The organism is Pyxidicoccus caerfyrddinensis, from assembly GCF_010894405.1.
GTDB lineage: Bacteria > Myxococcota > Myxococcia > Myxococcales > Myxococcaceae > Myxococcus > Myxococcus caerfyrddinensis.
The window spans coordinates 128,589-144,071 of record NZ_JAAIYA010000016.1 but is presented as its reverse complement, the minus strand read 5'-3'; the positions used below and the strand labels follow the sequence as shown (position 1 = coordinate 144,071).

Here is a 15,483-nt window from a genome sequence, read left to right as displayed (position 1 = left end):
GGCCCCGCGCCGCCCCACCTTCGGGGTAGCCATGGGCGTGGAATGGAAGGACAACATCGACGTCGCGGACATGCTGGAGCGGGTGGCGGACCTGCTGGAGGCGCAGGACGCCATGCCCTTCCGGGTGAATGCGTACCGGAAGGCCGCCACGAGCATCGCGAAGTGGCCGAAGCCGGTGGCGGAGGTGCTCGCCGCGGAGGGTGAGGCGGGGCTGCGCGAGCTGCCCGGGGTGGGCAAGAGCATCGCGGCGGCGGTGGCGGAGTGGGTGCGGACGGGGGCGCTGGGACTGCTCGAGCGGCTGGAGTCCGAGGCGTCGCCGGAGCAGCTGCTCGCGAGCGTGCCCGGCATCGGCCCGGAGCTGGCGCACCGCATCCACGCGGAGCTGGGAGTGCGCTCGTTGGAGGAGCTGGAGCAGGCGGCGCACGACGGAAGCCTGGAGCAGGTGGAAGGCTTCGGGCCCCGGCGTGGACAGCAGGTGCGCGAGCTGCTGGCGGCGCGGCTCGGACGTCAGCGGCGCGGGGCGGCGCGGCTGCAGGCGGCCACGGCCGAGGGGGCGCAGCCGGAGATTGGACTGCTGCTGGAGATGGACGAGGAGTACCGGCGGCGCGCGGCGGCGGGAAGCCTGCGGAAGATTGCGCCGCGCAGGTTCAACCCGTCGGGCGAGGCGTGGCTGCCGGTGCTGCGCCGCACGGTGGACGGGTGGAACTTCCGGGCGCTGTTCTCCAACACGGCGCTGGCGCACCAGCAGGGCACCACGAAGGACTGGGTGGTGCTGTACTTCGACAAGGACGACGAGGAGGGCCAGTGCACCGTCGTCACCGCGCACGGTGGCCCGCTCGACGGCAGGCGCGTGGTGCGCGGCCGCGAGGTGGAGTGCCTCGCGTACTACGGCGTGGAGGCCGAGGAGACGCAGCCGGGCGCGTGAAGTCCCGGAAGTCCGGCAGCGAGCGACATGACATGCCAGCGCGGCTCCAGCCGGGTAGGATTCACTCCGATGGCCACCAAGGACGAACTGCTCACGGACGTGCTCCAGCTTCCTCCCGAGGAGCGCGCTGAAGTCGCGCACAAGCTGCTGCTCAGCCTGGATGAGAGTCCGGACGATGGAAACGTCGAGGCCGAGTGGGCTCCGGAGCTGGAGCGTCGTGCCGAGGACATCCGGCAGGGCCGCGTCCAGACGGTCCCCTGGGAAGAAGTCGAGGCCCGAATCACCGCCCGACTGAAGTCCCGGCGCTGATGCTGCAAATCGAGCTCCACCCCGAAGCCGCCCAGGAAGTGGGCATCATCGTGGACTGGTACGAGGAGCGACGTGCCGGCCTGGGTGCGGAGTTCTTCGCGGACCTTCAGGGACATCTGAGGGCCATCGCCTCGAGCCCTCACACCTGGCCGCTCTGGCCGGACGCGCGCGCGAAGCCGCTGGGCATCCATCGCTTCGTCATGGTGCGGTTTCCCTACGGCCTGCCGTACATGGTCTTCAACGAGCGGGTGTTCATCCTGGCGATTGCCCACGCTCGCCAGCGCCCCTCGTACTGGCTGCGACGCGCACCGCGAGCCGCGCACTAGCAGGGGCCCGGCGACTCCCGGGCCCCGCCCGTGTCACCGCTCAGTCGTACGTCGCGATGTACTGGAAGATGGCGGCGTAGAACTCCGGCTCGTCGAACGTGTCCGGCCCCACGCCCACCACGTCCAGGTGGTCCTGGGAGATGACGCTGGAGGTGGACGTCATCTGCGCGCTCGTCGGCGCGTTGAGGCTCGTCACCGCGGCGACGGACGTGTCGTTCGTCACCGAGTCGAACCCGAACGTCGACTCCGAGTAGCGCAGCCGGGTGCCCATCTGCTGCGAGTTGATGCCCACCAGGCCGTCGTCATCCGCCTCGTTGCGCACGCCGTCGCCGCAGCCGCCCGCGCCGTCGTTGTCGCCGTCGTTCGCGCAGTACCCGTCCCCGTCGATGTCGAAGAAGAACTCGCTCAAGAGGTACAGCGCCGGATTCACGTTGGCGCCGTTCTGCGCGGTGATGAGCGACACGTAGCGGCCCGCGTAGCTCGTGCTCACCGGGTACAGGTCGTTGAACGCCTTCATGCCCGTGGTGACGCCGTCCGTGGACGAGTAGTCGTTGTAGACGAGCTGCTTGGCGCCCGCGTACGCGTCATTGCCCGCCTTGTACACGACGTTGCCGTAGTACTTCGCCAGCGCGGCAATGACGCTCGTCACGCCCGGCTTCAGGTCCAGGATGTACTTCGCCACCGGCGAGCCCCGGTGCGGCGAGGACACGCTCACCAGCACCGCCACCGCCGTGACGCCGCGCCGCTCGCGCAGCACCCGCGCCGCCTTGCGCGCGTCGATGCCACCCTGCGAGTGGCCGATGAGGTTCACCTTCGCCGCACCCGACGTCGCCATGAAGCCTTCGATGTCGTTCGCCAGGTCCAGCCCCCGCACCTCGGAGGACTGGAACGGCGCCACCTGCGCCACGAAGGACTTCTGCCCCGCGTCGATGTCCTCGTTGCAGTCCACCTCGAGGAGCGCGTCACACGCGTCTCCCACGAACATGCCGTAGTCGTTGCCCCAGTAGTCGTAGCCGAGCAGGTCGTCGAACCCGCCCATGCCGTGGGCGAACACCACCGGGTACGTCGTCTTCGCCGCACCCGCGTGGGCCTCTGGGGCAAGCCCGAGCACTCCCGCGCACACCGCTGTCACGAGGACCGCTTGAAGCCTCTTCATCACCGGCTCCTTCAATCTACCGAGGGGGTTTTGGAACACCTGCTACTCCCGGATTGCCTGGGAGAGCAGCGCAACCCTAGGCCGGTTGACATTTGAGTCAACGGGTCGAATCTCACCCCCAGTCGGGTCCGTCCGCCCCCGTACAAAAAGGGGCGGACGGTGCGCGGAGGGCGCGCTCAGAGCGCGGGCGTGTACAGCTCGGTGGAGGCGAGGGAGCCGCTGGTGCCCAGGCCGCCGCAGACGAGCACGCGGCCGAGGCTCGTCAGCTTCGCCACGCCCGCGCTGGTCAGCGGCGCGGACATCGAGCCCGCGGAGGTCCACAGGCCGGTGCCCGGGTCATACACCTCCGAGGAGTCCAGGAGACCCACGCCCGTGCCGCCGTCGCCGCCCAGCACCAGCACGCGGCCGGAGGGCTCCAGCAGCGTGGCCATGGGCCCGTAGCGCGCGGCGGACATGGGCGCCACGGTGGTCCACAGGCCGGTGCTCGGGTCATACAGCTCGGCGGTGGCCACGGCGCGCCCGCTCCAGCCGCCCACCACCAGCACCTTGCCGTCGCGCAGCGGCACCGCCGCGTGCCCGTACCGCGTGGCCGCCATGGAGCCCGTGGAGGTCCACGTGTCGGTGGCCGGGTCGTACAGCTCCGCCGTGGCCGTGTCCCCGTCCGGCGTGGTGCCGCCCACCACCAGCACGCGGCCGGACTGCAGCAGCGTGGCGGTGTGGTTGAGCCGCTTGCGGCTCATGCTCGGGGCGGCGCGCCACGTGCCCACCGTCGGGTCATACAGCTCGGCGGTGCTGAGGATGCTGCTGAAGCTGGAGCCCATGCGGCCACCCGCCACCAGCACCTGCCCCGAGTCCAGCAGCGTCGCCGTGTGGCGCGAGCGCGTAGTGGCCAGCGCGCCGGTGGGCGCCCAGACGTGCGTCGCCGGGTCATACAGCTCCGCGGAGGAGAGGTAGACGGACGAGCTGCCCTGCCCTCCCGCCACCAGCACCTTGCCGGAGGGCAGCTTCGTGCCGCTGTGCAGGAAGCGCGACGTGGTGAGCGTGCCCGCCGCCACCCACGTCCCCGCGTGCTCGTCGTAGAGCTCGGCGCCCATGAGCGCGCTGTTGCCGGTGGCCGTGCCGCCCGCCACCAGCACCGTGCCGGAGTCCAGCGTGGTGGTGGAGTGGTAGTAGCGCGCCGCGGCCATGGCGCCCGTCAGCCGCCAGGGCGGCGACGGCGGCGTGTAGCGCTCGGCGCTCGCGGTGCCCGGCCCGCCATCCGGACGGCCTCCGGCGACGAGCAGGTCGCCGGTGTTCAGCAGCGTGGCCGTGTGGCCGAGCCGGCTCGTCCCCATGGAGTACGTGGTGAACCACCGGCTGCTGGTCGGCTCATACAGCGCCACCGTCTGGAGGTACGGCTCGCCGCCGTCGGTGCCGCCGGTGACGAGCACCTCGCCCGAGTGCAGCAACGTGGCGGTGTGCGTCGCCCGCTCCATGGGCAGGAAGCTGACGGTGGGCGTCCACGCGCCGGTGGCAGGGTCATAGAGCTCGGAGGTGCGCGAGGCGGTGAAGTCGTCCACCAGGCCGCCCGCCACCAGCACCTTGCCGGACAACAGCAGCGTGGCGGAGTGGCCGGAGCGCACGGTGCTCATGGGCGCCACCGACGTCCACGTGCCGGTGGCCGGGTCATACACCTCCGCGGTCCGCAGGAAGGTGCCGCTGGGGCGATTGCGCCCGCCCGTCACCAGCACCTTGCCGGACACCAGCAGCGTCGCGGTGTGGCCCACGCGCTTCGTGGAGAGGCTGCCCGTCGCCGCCCACGTGCCCGTCGTCACGTCGTAGAGCCGCGCGGTCTCCAGCCCGCCGCTCGCGCCATCCTCGCCGCCCACCACCAGCACCTTGCCGTTGGACAGCAGCGTCGCGGTGTGGCCGGAGCGCAGCGAGTCCAGGCTGCCCGTGGCCGTCCACAGGCCCGTGGCCGGGTCATACAACTCGGCGGTGCCGGTGGAGGACGCGCTGGAGTCGCCGCCCACGACGAGCACCTTTCCGGACGGCAGCAGCGTCGCGGTGTGGCGGCGCCGCACGGCCACCAGCGAGCCCACGTTGGACCAGCGTGCGAGCTTCGCGTCGTACAATTCCGCGCTCGCTGTCTGGCCACCGGCCACCAGCACCGCGCCGGAGCGCAGCAGCGTCGCGGTGTGGTCCACGCGCTGCGAGGACATGCTTGCCACGGTCGACCAGGTCGTGCCTTCGCCCAGTCCCGCAGTCATGACTTCCGGATTATTCAGCGGCTCTGCAAAATCCTCGTGTGAACAGCCCGCCATGGCGAGCGTCAACACGAGCGCGGCCATACGGCCGAACCCAGCAGGGCAATTCATAAGGAGGAGGTCCTTTTTCCGACTTGGGGGGGAAGGTGGGCGGGGGCCCACGTTCTGCCGCGTTTACTCCACCCCGTGCTCGCGAGGCCATTGCACCGGTCAGAACTGAACAATCCACGGGGTGGGGTCGTAGACACCCAGCCCCATGGGGCAGGCAGGCGGGCTGCGCGCGCTAGCTGCTGGCGGACGTGTAGTGGCCGATGGAGCGCAGCCACACCCTGCGGGCCACCCAGGCAAAGGCGGCCGAGCCCACCACGGCGCCGGCGAGCGCAGGCAGCGGCAGGCGCCCCAGCATGGCCTGGGCGGGGAAGGTGGTCATCAGCGCCAGCGGGATGACGTACGTGAAGAAAATCGTCAGCGCGCCCCGGGCCACGCCCTGGAAGACGGAGGACGGCCAGCGCGCGAAGTCGAAGATGGACGTGAAGAGGTACGTGAGGTTGTCCACGCGCACGACGAAGAAGGCCGCGCTCACCGTCAGAATCCACAGCGAGTAGAGCAGCAGCGTGCTGGTGCCCAGCAGCAGCACCGACGCCAGCACGCCCGTCACCGACGGCCCGTGCCCCAGCTTCGCGAAGGCGTAGACGAACAGCCCCAGCCCGGTGAGCACGTTGAAGGCGCGCCAGGGCAAAAAGCGCTGGGTGGACACGAGGAACTGCGCGTCCGCGGGCTTGAGCAGCACGAAGTCCAGCGTGCCCTTGCGGATGTGGTCCACCACGCCGGTGAGGCTGGGGTTGATGGCGCCCTCGAGGATGCCCTGCAGCAGCGTGAACCAGCCCACCACCAGCAGCGCCTCGGCGAAGCCCCAGCCCTCCACCACGGACCGCTCGCCGTAGACGACGAACAGCGGCGCCAGCGCGGTGAAGGTCCAGAAGAGAGAGGTAATCCCTTCCGTGAAGAAGTCCGCGCGGTACTGGAGCGCCAGCAGGCCGGACGCCTTGAGCTGGATGCCCAGCAGCCGCCAATAGCGCCGCACCATGCCCATGCCCCTACCCTCCGAACGCCGCGAAGCGCCGCACGCCCTGCTTCCACACGGCCACGGTGAGCGCGCCCAGCACCGCCACCCAGGCCCACTGCGCGCCCAACAGCACCAGCGCCTCGCGCCAGCCGTGCGCGCCCGTCATCAGCTCCACCGGCAGGCCAATCTGGTAGCGGAAGGGCAGCCAGTTGATGAGCGTGCGCAGCCCCGCGGGCAAGAGCTCCACCGGGTACATGTACCCGGAGCAGACGAAGTACAGGACGAGCCACACCTCCATCACCTTCTGGCTGCTGCCCAGAAAGAAGCTCAGCGCGCCGATGGTGACGTTGGCCAGGAAGGAGATGGCCCACCCGCCCAGCACCGCCAGCACGAAGAAGGCCCACTGCCACGCGTGCTGGGGCACCGCCTTGCTGCCCACCAGCACCACGGCGAGCACCGTCACCGGGATGGCCACGATCAGGCGCATGGGGAAGCCGGCGATGTTCTCCGCCGCATAGGCCCACAGCGGAGAGATGGGGCGCAACAGGCGCATGGACAGCGTCCCCTGCCGCACCTCCCAGTTGATGAGCCACGCGGCCCAGGAGCTGGTGAGCTGGCGCACCGCGAAGGTGGCGAGGAAGTAGCCCACGAAGTCCGCCTGCCCGAAGCGGCCCACCGGCGCGTTCCGGGCCACCGCCATCCACAGCACCATGTTGACCAGCGGCATGGTGGTGGACAGCACCCAGATGAGCATCTCCGCGCGGTAGGCCACCGCCTCGGCGAAGCCCACCTTCAAGAGCGTGGGCATGGCGCGCATCGTGTTGCGAAAGCTCATGCCGGCACCGACTCGCTCGCGGGGGCCTCGTGGGCGGCCGCCTCACGGCGGGCCTTGTTCTCCGCGAACAGCTCGCTCATCACCTCTTCCAGCGGCGCGTTCTCCACCGTGAGGTCCGTCACCGGCAGCCCCGCCAGCGCGCGGCTGATGGTGGCGTTGACGGCCTCCTGGCGCACCTGGAGTACGGCGGTGCCGGCCTCGTGCGTCACCACCTTGCCGCCCAGCGGGGCCAGGCGCGCGGCGTCCACCTGCTCGGACAGCCGCAGCACCACGCGCTTCTCCGGGCGGATGCGCTGCACCAGCGCGTCCAGGCTGCCGTCGTAGGACAACAGGCCCTTGTCGATGACGATGACCCGGGGGCACAGCGCCGCCACGTCGTCCATGTAGTGGCTGGTGAGGATGAGCGTGGCGCCGTACTTCTCGTTGTAGTCCTTGATGAACGTCCGCATGGTGGCCTGCATGGACACGTCCAGGCCGATGGTGGGCTCGTCGAGGAACAGCACGCGGGGGCGGTGGATGAGCGCCGCGGCCAATTCGCACTTCATCCGCTCACCCAGGGAGAGCTGCCGGGTGGGCTTGCCGATGAGGTCGCCGATGTCGAGCAGGGAGATCAGCTCGTCCATCGTCTGCTTGTACTGGGCGGCCGGCACGTCGTAGATGGCGCGGTTGAGCTCGAAGGTCTCCGCGGGAGGAAGGTCCCAGAGGAGCTGCTGCTTCTGCCCCATGACGAGCATGATTTTCTTGAGGAAGGCCTCCTCCCGGAGGCGCGGCACGTGGCCGTCCACCGTCACCTCACCCTCGGAGGGGTGGAGCAGCCCGGACAGCACCTTGAGCGTCGTCGTCTTTCCGGCGCCGTTGGGGCCCAGGAAGCCCACGCGCTCCCCCGGACGGATGTCGAAGGAGATACCGTCCACGGCCTTCACCGTGGTGTAGCTGCGGTGGACGAGCGAGCGAAGGGCCGCTTTCAGGCCCGGCGGGCGCTTGTGGACTTTGTAGTGCTTGCGCAGGCCGCGGACGGAAATCATGTGGAACCAGGGTTTAACGCGGTCGCCCCCGGGTGGCGACCTCCCAGTTGAAGCCTTGGCGGGATGACAACGGATTGACGTGGCCGCCCCCGGGTGGTGCGCCACGCGTGAAGGTTGGGCGGGATGAGCAACGCGTACAGCAAGGACCTGGAGCGGTGGATGCCGAGGCTCATCGCCGTGTGGCGCGCCTCGCGCGGCAGGGGCGACGGGCCGGAGACGCGCCTCACGCCACAGGAGGTGAAGGAGGTGGGCGCGGGCGTCCGCCAGCTCTCCCTCGGCCTGACGCGGGAGCGGCAGCTCGCCGGTGCCCGGTACATGGACGACCCGCGCCTGCTCGGCGCCTACCTGCTCTTCTACTGGCCGGTGTCCTACGCGCAGGCGCGGCAGGTGCTGGGCGAGCTGCCGAGCCGCCCCCGGCAGGTGCTCGATCTGGGCAGCGGTCCGGGCCCGGTGGCCTTCGCGGCCATGGACGCGGGCGCGGGCGAGGTGACGGCCGCGGACCGCAGCAAGGCCGCGCTCAACCTCGCACGCAGCCTGGCCACCGAGGCCGGCGAGGCGCTGGCCACGCGCGACTGGGACCCGACGAAGAAGGGCGCGGCGCTGCCGGAGGGCAACTTCGACCTGATTACGATGGGCCACGTCATCAACGAACTGTACGGCACGGGCGAGTCCGCCACGGCCCCGCGCGCGGCACTGCTGGAGGCGGCGCTGGCGAAGGTGAAGCGCGGCGGCAGCCTGCTCGTCATGGAGCCCGCGCTGCGCGAGACGAGCCGCGGCCTGCTCCAGGTGCGCGACGCCATGGTGGAGCGCGGCTACGCGGTGCGCGCGCCGTGCATGTACCGGGGCGCGTGCCCGGCGCTGGTGAAGGAGACGGACTGGTGCCACGCGGAGCGGCCCTGGCCCATGCCCAAGGTGGTGGAGGAGATTGCGCGCGCGGCGAGCCTGCACAAGGAGTCGCTCAAGATGAGCTACCTCGTGCTGGCGCCGAAGGGAGAAGCCTGGCCGGAGCTTCCGCCGGGACGGCTGTTCCGCATCGTCTCCGAGCCGCTGGAGGGCAAGGGGCGCAAGCGCTACATCGGCTGCGGCCCGGAAGGGCGCGTGGGCCTGGCGATGCAGGAGCGGCACCGCAACGAGCGCAACGAGCGCTTCATGCAGCTCAACCGCGGGGACGTCATCGCGGTGACGGAGACGGAGCCGAAGGGCGACGGGCTCGCGCTGGATGACCGGACCGAGGTGCGGATGGTGGCGCCCGCGGGCAAGGGCGTGCCGCCTCCGCCGCCGAAGGAGGACGCGCCGAAGAGCCCGGGAACCAGCCCGAGCCCGGGCGCGCCCTCCTGAGATTGTCCCGGCCCCCTGGCTCCACGGGGTCGGGCCCTGCGCTTCCGGACGCTACGACCGGACGTCGGCGTAGCCGCCGGTGAGGACGTCCCGCATGTGGCGGAACGCCCGCACGCTGTCCTTCATCGCGCTCCACGCGCCCTGGGCGAGGACGGTGGCCTGCACGCGCACGAGCCGCAGCCGGGGCTCGCGAGCCGGGGTGACGCGCGCCTTCGGGGGGGTCATCAGGGAGGCGATGTTCACGGGACGCTCCGGGGGTTGGGAGTCCACGGAAGTGTCCACGTCGCCCGCAAAGTCAGCGTTGCGGCCGGGCAACTTCGCCGTCACATCGCAACGGGTGGCGCCCGCGGGGCCGGAGGGCAGGCGGGCCAGCGTCCACTGACGGACGTCTCCCTGCCCCGAAGGCGGAGCCCGCGCGGAGGTGAAGGGGTGTCTGGCGGACGGAGGCGCTCTGGTACGGTGACGGCACTCTTCCCACCCGTGAGAAGTGAGTCCCGTGTCCGCCTCCCCCAAGCCGCTGCGTACGCTGTACCCGCCGCTGGAGCCCTACCGCACCGGGCGACTGCGCGTGTCATCGCTCCACGAGGTGTACTTCGAGGAGTGCGGCAACCCGAACGGCAAGCCGGTGGTCTTCGTCCACGGCGGCCCGGGCGGCGGGACGGACCCGAGGCAGCGGCGCTTCTTCGACCCGGACGCGTACCGCATCGTCCTCTTCGACCAGCGCGGCTGCGGCAAGAGCAGCCCGCACGCGAGCCTGGAGGAGAACACCACCTGGGACCTCGTCGCCGACATGGAGCGGCTGCGCGAGCACCTCGGCATCCACCGGTGGCAGCTCTTCGGCGGCTCGTGGGGCAGCACGCTGGCGCTGGCCTACGCGGAGGCGCACCCCGAGCGCGTCACGGAGCTGGTGCTGCGCGGCATCTTCCTGCTGCGCAAGCGCGAGATTGATTGGTTCTACCAGCGCGGCGCGGATGCCCTCTTCCCGGATGCGTGGGAGCACTACCTCGCGCCCATTCCCCCCGAGGAGCGTGGCGATTTGCTGTCCGCCTACGCGCGCCGGCTGATGGGCAACGACGCGAAGGTGCAGCAGGAGGCGGCGCGCGCGTGGAGCGTGTGGGAAGGCCGCACCAGCTGCCTGTACCCCAACGCGGAGCTGGTGGCGCGCAACGCCCAGGACACCTTCGCCCTCGCCTTCGCGCGCATCGAGTGCCACTACTTCGTCAACAAGGGCTTTTTGCACAGTGACACGCAGTTGCTCGACGACGTGCACCGCATCCGCCACATCCCGGCCGTCATCATCCAGGGACGCTACGACGTGGTGTGCCCGCCGGAGAGCGCCTGGGCGCTGCACAAGGCCTGGCCGGAGGCGGAGCTCATCATCGTCCCGGACGCGGGCCACTCCGCGAACGAGCCCGGCAACACGTCCGCGCTGGTCGAGGCCACGGACCGCTTCAAGGCGCGGTAGCCAACGGCCCGGGCTCCGGCTCTTTGGGACGCAGGCGGAGGATGACCCACAGGAACACGAGCGCGCCCACCGTCACCGCGCCCTCCGCCGCCACCGCGCCCGCGAGCTTGCCTGCCACCACGGCCACCCCGTTGAAGAGCGCGTGACAGGCCACCGCGAGCCAGTACCACCCCACCCCGCCGCGGACGAAGCGCTGGAGCACGAGCACGGACATCGCGACGTGGAACACCATGGCCGGGGCGCGCTCGTACGCGCCCAGCAGCGGCTCCCACCAGCGCAGCGCCGCGAACGTCGCCTTCGTCTGCCGCACCTGCTCCACCACGTCGGGCGGAACCTTCAGCGTGGACGGGTCCAGCTGCGACAGCGCCACCAGGTTGATGAGCCCCAGCACGGCCATGCCGGCAATCAGCACCGCCGACTCCAGCCCGCCGTGCCCCACGCCGAAGCCCACCGCGTCCCGCCAGCGACGGAAGTCCTTCAGTGGCCCGCGAAACACCCACAGGCGCGCCGTCTCCTCGAACAGGCCCGCGGTGATGCACAGAAGGGCAATCCACACGCCCATGAACACCGGGGAGGCCTTCAGCTCATCGCGCAGCAGGTACTGGAAGAACTGCACCAGCGGCACCCGGGTGAGGAGCTGGGACAGCGCGAAGGTCACCGCGCCCCAGCCCACCACCTTCCACGCCACGCCCAGCCGGCGGCGGGCCCACAGCACCACCGCCACCGGCATCAGCACGTCGAAGGCGATGGCCGCCACGAAGCTGGCGACGACGCCGGTGTCCACGCCTGAAGCCATGTGAGCACCCCTCCCTCGGAGGAAGGGTCTACCCCACCCGACGGCGCGTCAACACGACAGGCATGTCCGCCTCGAAGCAGTGGTGGGGGCGGCCGCCTGGAGCGCCTGGACCTTCCCGCCACGTTGGGCGGTGCACATTCCCAGCAGGAATGGGAACTCGGCCGGCCAGCGTGGGGAATCCAGGCGGACGGCGCGTGGCCGACATCCTGCTCGGCCCGCCCCTGGCGGCGGGGCAGGAGGGACACGAGCGCATCGGCGTGGGCGCGGGGCTGGCCGTGCTCGGGCTGGACGCCCTCTCCTCCGCGGCCTACGGCCCCGAGGCGGCGCTCACCATGCTGCGGCCGCTGGGCCCGGCGGGGCCCTGGCTGCTCGCCCCCATTACCCTTGCAATCGTGCTGCTGCTGGTCCTCGTGGCCGCGTCGTACCGCCAGACGCTGGGGGCGTATCCCAACGGCGGAGGCTCCTACACGGTGGCCCGGGAGAACCTCGGGCCCCGGACGGGCCTGCTCGCCGCGTCCGCCCTGCTGCTCGACTACACGCTCAACGTGGCGGTCGGCATCTCCGCGGGCGTGGGGATGCTGGTCTCCGCCGTGCCCGCGCTCCACCCGTACACGCTGGAGCTGTGCCTGGGCCTGCTGGGACTGCTCACGCTGGTCAACCTGCGCGGCGTGCGCGAGGCGGGCGCCGCCTTCCTCGCGCCGACCTGGCTGTTCATCCTCACCCTCGCAGTGGTGATGGCTGTCGGAGCGGTCCGCGCGCTGGCTTCAGGAGGGGCGCCCGTCGCCGTGGTGACCCCTCCCGCGGCCCCGGCCGCGACCCAGGCCGTGGGCGTCTGGCTGGTGCTGCGCGCGTTCGCCAGCGGCTGCACGGCACTGACGGGCGTGGAGGCCATCAGCAACGCGGTGCCCGTCTTTCGCGCGCCCTCGGTGCGCCGGGCGCGCGCCACGCTCGGCCTGGTGGTGGGACTGCTCGTCGCGCTGCTGCTCGGAGTCACCCTGCTCGCCCGGGCCTACGGCGTGACGGCCACCGTCCCCGGAGCTCCGAGCTACCAGAGCGTGCTCTCGCAGCTCATCGGCGCGGTGATGGGACGCGGCGTCTTCTACGCGGTGGCCAGCGCGGCTGTCCTCGCGGTGCTCTCACTGTCGGCCAACACGAGCTTCACGGACTTCCCCCGCGTCTGCCACCTGCTCGCGCACGACGGCTACCTCCCCGTGGGCTTCGCGCACCGGGGACGCCGCCTCGGCTACTCGCGCGGCATCATCGTGCTCGCCCTGCTGGCGGGGGCGCTGCTGGTGGCCTTCCGGGGCGTCACGGACCGGCTCATCCCGCTCTTCGCCATCGGCGCGTTCCTGGCCTTCACGCTCTCGCAGGCGGGCATGGTGCGCCACTGGCGCCGCGTCCGTCCGGACGGCGCCCGCCGCGCGCGCCTGCTCAACGCGGCGGGCGCGCTGGGAACGGGCCTCACGCTCGTCGTGCTGCTCGTGTCCAAGTTCGCGTACGGCGCCTGGATTTCCGTCCTCCTCATCCCCCTGGCCATGGCGCTCTTCACGACGCTCCGGGCGGCGGCACGGCGCGCGCGCCGGGAGACGGCGCTCGCGCGTCCCATCGACCTGTCCTCCGAGGCTCCGCTCGTCGTGGTGGTGCCGGTGGGTCGCTGGTCTCGCGCCGCGGAGCGCGCGCTCGTCTTCGCCTTCCAGCTGTCGCGAGAGGTGCACGCGGTGCACGTGGTGACGGGCGAGGACGGCGGCGCGGAGCTCGCGGCGGACTGGGCGCGCTTCGTGGAAGGGCCGCTCGCCGCGCGCGGGCACCCGGCGCCCCACCTGGAGCTCGTCGCCTCTCCGTACCGCGAGCTCGTCCGCCCCCTGCGCGAGTACTGCCTCCAGCGGGTACACGAGGCGCCCGGAAGCGTGGTGGCCGTCGTGCTCCCCGAGCCGCTCGAGTGGCGGTGGCTGCCACGCCTCTCGCAGGGCCACCGTCCGGAGCTGCTGCGCACCGGGCTCATCCTGTCCGGCGAGCCCCGGCTGGTGGTGGTGAGCGTCCCGCTCTTCTTCGGCCCCCGGCCGCCGGCCCGGGACGGCCAGGCTTCCCCGTGAGGGCGCGGAAGCGGACACCCGCCCCGCCCTCCGGGGCAGCACCTCAGCGGCCGCCCAGTGCCGTGGCCAGTTCCTCGTAGATGTGGATGGCGCTGCGGATGGACTTCTCCCAGTCGCCCAGGTGCAGGCTCTCGTTCTCCGAGTGGGCGTACGTGTACGGGTCCTCCACGCCGATGAGCAGCGCGGGCACGCCACCCAGCTCGCGCGCGAAGGGCTCCACGAAGGGAATGGACGCGCCGCAGCCGATGGCCACCGCCTTGCCGCCGTAGCCCTTCTCCAGCGCGCGGAAGGCCGCCTGGAACGCGGGGTGCGACGGGTCCGTGTACCACCAGCCGGACGCGCCCTCCGTGTGGAAGTCCACCTCCAGCCCCCACGGGCACGCCTTGCGCAGGTGGTCCTTCAGCCGCTGCTCCACGTCGCGCGGCTCCAGGTCCGGAACGATGCGGATGCCCACGCGCGCCCAGGCCGAGTCGCAGATGATGTTGCGCGCGTCCCTGCGGCTGCTGGCCTGGATGGCGTTGATGGCGATGCTCGGCTGCCGCCAGTTCATCTCGAACGGGTGCTGCCCGCCGCCCAGCACCTGCACACCCGGCAACAGACCCACCTGCTCGCGGAAGTACGCCTCGTTCCCCGGCAGCGAGTGGATGCTCGCACGCTCCGCGTCCGTCAGCGGCCGCACCTTCTCGCGGATGCCTTCAATGGCGATGGAGCCGTCCGGGTTCGTCAGCGTGGCCAGCATCCGGCACAGCGCCATGACGGGGTCCGGCACCGGCCCGCCCCACATGCCCGAGTGCACCGCCTGCTTCAGCCCCCGCACCTCCACGTCCACCGTGACGAGCCCGCGCAGCGCGGTGGTGATGGACGGCAGCCCCGTGTCGAAATTGGAAGTGTCCGTGAGGACGATGGCGTCCGCCTTCAAGAGCGCCGCATGCTTCTGGAGAAAGGCGGACAGGTGGTTGCTGCCAATCTCCTCCTCGCCCTCGATGATGACCTTCACGTTGAGGGGCAGCCGGCCCGCGCCCTTCAGCCATGCATCCACCGCCGACGTGTGCACGACGATGCCAGCCTTGTCGTCCGCCGAGCCACGCCCATACAGCCGCCCGTCCCGCTCCACGGGCTCGAAGGGCGGGCTCTTCCAGGCCGCCGCATCTCCCGCCGGTTGCACGTCATGGTGCGCGTACAGCAGCAGCGTGGGCCTGCCCGGTGCCTTGAGCACCTCTCCGTAGACGTACGGATGCGCCCCCTCGATTTCAAGGAGCTGAACGTTTTCAAACCCACGGTCCCTCAGCAGCTTCGCGGTGGCCTCGGCGCCGCGGCGGACCTCAGCCGCGTCGAAGCCAGGAAATGAGACGCTGGGAATCCGCACGAGGGCCTTGAGGTCCTCGAGGTAGGCGTGCTTCTGGGCTTCGAAGTGGAAGAGTGCCTTGTCGGTGGACATGCGGCCCCCATAACCCAAAAGGCAGGCAGGCGCTGCACGTCCCCCGCGCGGATGTTCCGAGGTCCGCGTATCATGCCGCGCCATGGCCGAAACCCCGACTCTGCTGCTCGTCGACGACGACAGCTTCGTGCGCCGCATCCTCAAGGACGTCATCTCCGAGACAGGCATCGAGCTGCGCCTCCTCGAGGCGGCGGACGGAGAAGAGGGGCTGGCAGTGGCCGCTCGCGAGAAGCCCGCGGTGATGTTCCTGGACCTCTTCATGCCGAAGAAGAGCGGCCTGGAAGTGCTGGGGGCCATCAAGAGCGTCTCGCCGGGAACACGCGTGCTGGTCATCAGCAGCATGGACGCCGAGCCCGTAGTGGAGCAGGCAATGGCCGCGGGCGCCGTGGGCTTCGTGGGCAAGCCCTTCCACCCGCTGGAAATCGCCTCGGCCGTGCGCCAGGCGCTGGCTCACTGATTCACGGG

The 15,483-nt window shown here is 71.0% G+C and carries 15 protein-coding genes; 7 read left to right on the top strand and 8 right to left on the bottom strand.

All coding sequences use genetic code 11. The features are described from left to right. Positions 1–31 precede the first annotated feature (31 nt). The 3 genes from G4D86_RS32890 to G4D86_RS32880 all read left to right on the top strand — a co-directional run bounded on the left by G4D86_RS32890 (position 32) and on the right by G4D86_RS32880 (position 1,560). A complete protein-coding gene (locus tag G4D86_RS32890) occupies positions 32–925 on the top strand; it encodes a helix-hairpin-helix domain-containing protein (protein WP_163998046.1) in 894 nt (297 codons plus the stop codon). Between the two features lie 69 nt (positions 926–994). Next, positions 995–1,234, top strand: a complete 240-nt coding sequence (locus G4D86_RS32885) for an addiction module protein (RefSeq protein WP_240360599.1) — start codon at positions 995–997, stop codon at positions 1,232–1,234. Continuing rightward, complete coding sequence (locus G4D86_RS32880; protein WP_163998044.1) at positions 1,234–1,560, top strand: type II toxin-antitoxin system RelE/ParE family toxin; 327 nt, start codon at positions 1,234–1,236, stop codon at positions 1,558–1,560. The genes G4D86_RS32885 and G4D86_RS32880 overlap by 1 nt, the downstream gene beginning before the upstream one ends. A gap of 40 nt (positions 1,561–1,600) precedes the next feature. Here G4D86_RS32880 and G4D86_RS32875 read toward each other — a convergent pair whose 3' ends face one another. The 5 genes from G4D86_RS32875 to G4D86_RS32855 all read right to left on the bottom strand — a co-directional run bounded on the left by G4D86_RS32875 (position 1,601) and on the right by G4D86_RS32855 (position 7,888). Next, entirely contained in the window at positions 1,601–2,716 is a 1,116-nt protein-coding gene (locus tag G4D86_RS32875; RefSeq protein ID WP_163998043.1) for an esterase/lipase family protein, read from the bottom strand. Positions 2,717–2,892: 176 nt separating this feature from the next. Then, positions 2,893–4,917, bottom strand: a complete 2,025-nt coding sequence (locus G4D86_RS32870; RefSeq protein WP_240360598.1) for a Kelch repeat-containing protein — start codon at positions 4,915–4,917, stop codon at positions 2,893–2,895. A 328-nt stretch (positions 4,918–5,245) separates the two neighbouring features. Continuing rightward, on the bottom strand, positions 5,246–6,049 hold the full coding sequence (locus G4D86_RS32865; protein ID WP_163998166.1) for an ABC transporter permease: 804 nt from the start codon (positions 6,047–6,049) through the stop codon (positions 5,246–5,248). Between the two features lie 10 nt (positions 6,050–6,059). Next, positions 6,060–6,863 carry an ABC transporter permease gene (locus G4D86_RS32860; RefSeq protein WP_163998042.1) on the bottom strand — a complete coding sequence of 268 codons (804 nt, stop codon included), beginning with the start codon at positions 6,861–6,863 and terminating at the stop codon, positions 6,060–6,062. Further along, the gene (locus G4D86_RS32855) at positions 6,860–7,888 is read right to left on the bottom strand and encodes an ABC transporter ATP-binding protein (protein WP_163998041.1); all 1,029 of its coding nucleotides are present in this window, start codon (positions 7,886–7,888) and stop codon (positions 6,860–6,862) included. Before G4D86_RS32855 ends, G4D86_RS32860 begins: the two co-directional genes overlap by 4 nt. Before the next feature lie 123 nt (positions 7,889–8,011). Here G4D86_RS32855 and G4D86_RS32850 point away from each other — a divergent pair, with 123 nt between their 5' ends. After that, on the top strand, positions 8,012–9,226 hold the full coding sequence (locus tag G4D86_RS32850; RefSeq protein WP_163998040.1) for a small ribosomal subunit Rsm22 family protein: 1,215 nt from the start codon (positions 8,012–8,014) through the stop codon (positions 9,224–9,226). A 51-nt stretch (positions 9,227–9,277) separates the two neighbouring features. Here G4D86_RS32850 and G4D86_RS32845 read toward each other — a convergent pair whose 3' ends face one another. After that, positions 9,278–9,469 (bottom strand): hypothetical protein, encoded by a 192-nt coding sequence (locus tag G4D86_RS32845; protein WP_163998039.1) that lies wholly within the window; start codon positions 9,467–9,469, stop codon positions 9,278–9,280. A gap of 253 nt (positions 9,470–9,722) precedes the next feature. On the opposite strand from G4D86_RS32845, the gene pip reads away from it, so the two are divergent. Beyond that, positions 9,723–10,691 carry a prolyl aminopeptidase gene (gene pip / locus G4D86_RS32840; protein ID WP_163998038.1) on the top strand — a complete coding sequence of 323 codons (969 nt, stop codon included), beginning with the start codon at positions 9,723–9,725 and terminating at the stop codon, positions 10,689–10,691. Here pip and G4D86_RS32835 read toward each other — a convergent pair. Continuing rightward, complete coding sequence (locus tag G4D86_RS32835; protein ID WP_163998037.1) at positions 10,678–11,487, bottom strand: YhfC family intramembrane metalloprotease; 810 nt, start codon at positions 11,485–11,487, stop codon at positions 10,678–10,680. The two genes, pip and G4D86_RS32835, sit on opposite strands and share 14 nt — an antisense overlap. Positions 11,488–11,681: 194 nt before the next feature. On the opposite strand from G4D86_RS32835, the gene G4D86_RS32830 reads away from it, so the two are divergent. Further along, positions 11,682–13,580 (top strand): APC family permease, encoded by a 1,899-nt coding sequence (locus tag G4D86_RS32830; RefSeq protein WP_240360597.1) that lies wholly within the window; start codon positions 11,682–11,684, stop codon positions 13,578–13,580. Positions 13,581–13,623: 43 nt separating this feature from the next. On the opposite strand, the gene G4D86_RS32825 is transcribed toward G4D86_RS32830, so the two are convergent. Then, complete coding sequence (locus G4D86_RS32825; protein WP_163998035.1) at positions 13,624–15,018, bottom strand: M20/M25/M40 family metallo-hydrolase; 1,395 nt, start codon at positions 15,016–15,018, stop codon at positions 13,624–13,626. Positions 15,019–15,100: 82 nt separating this feature from the next. Here G4D86_RS32825 and G4D86_RS32820 point away from each other — a divergent pair, with 82 nt between their 5' ends. After that, positions 15,101–15,475 carry a response regulator gene (locus G4D86_RS32820; protein ID WP_163998034.1) on the top strand — a complete coding sequence of 125 codons (375 nt, stop codon included), beginning with the start codon at positions 15,101–15,103 and terminating at the stop codon, positions 15,473–15,475. The last annotated feature ends 8 nt before the right edge of the window (positions 15,476–15,483 follow it).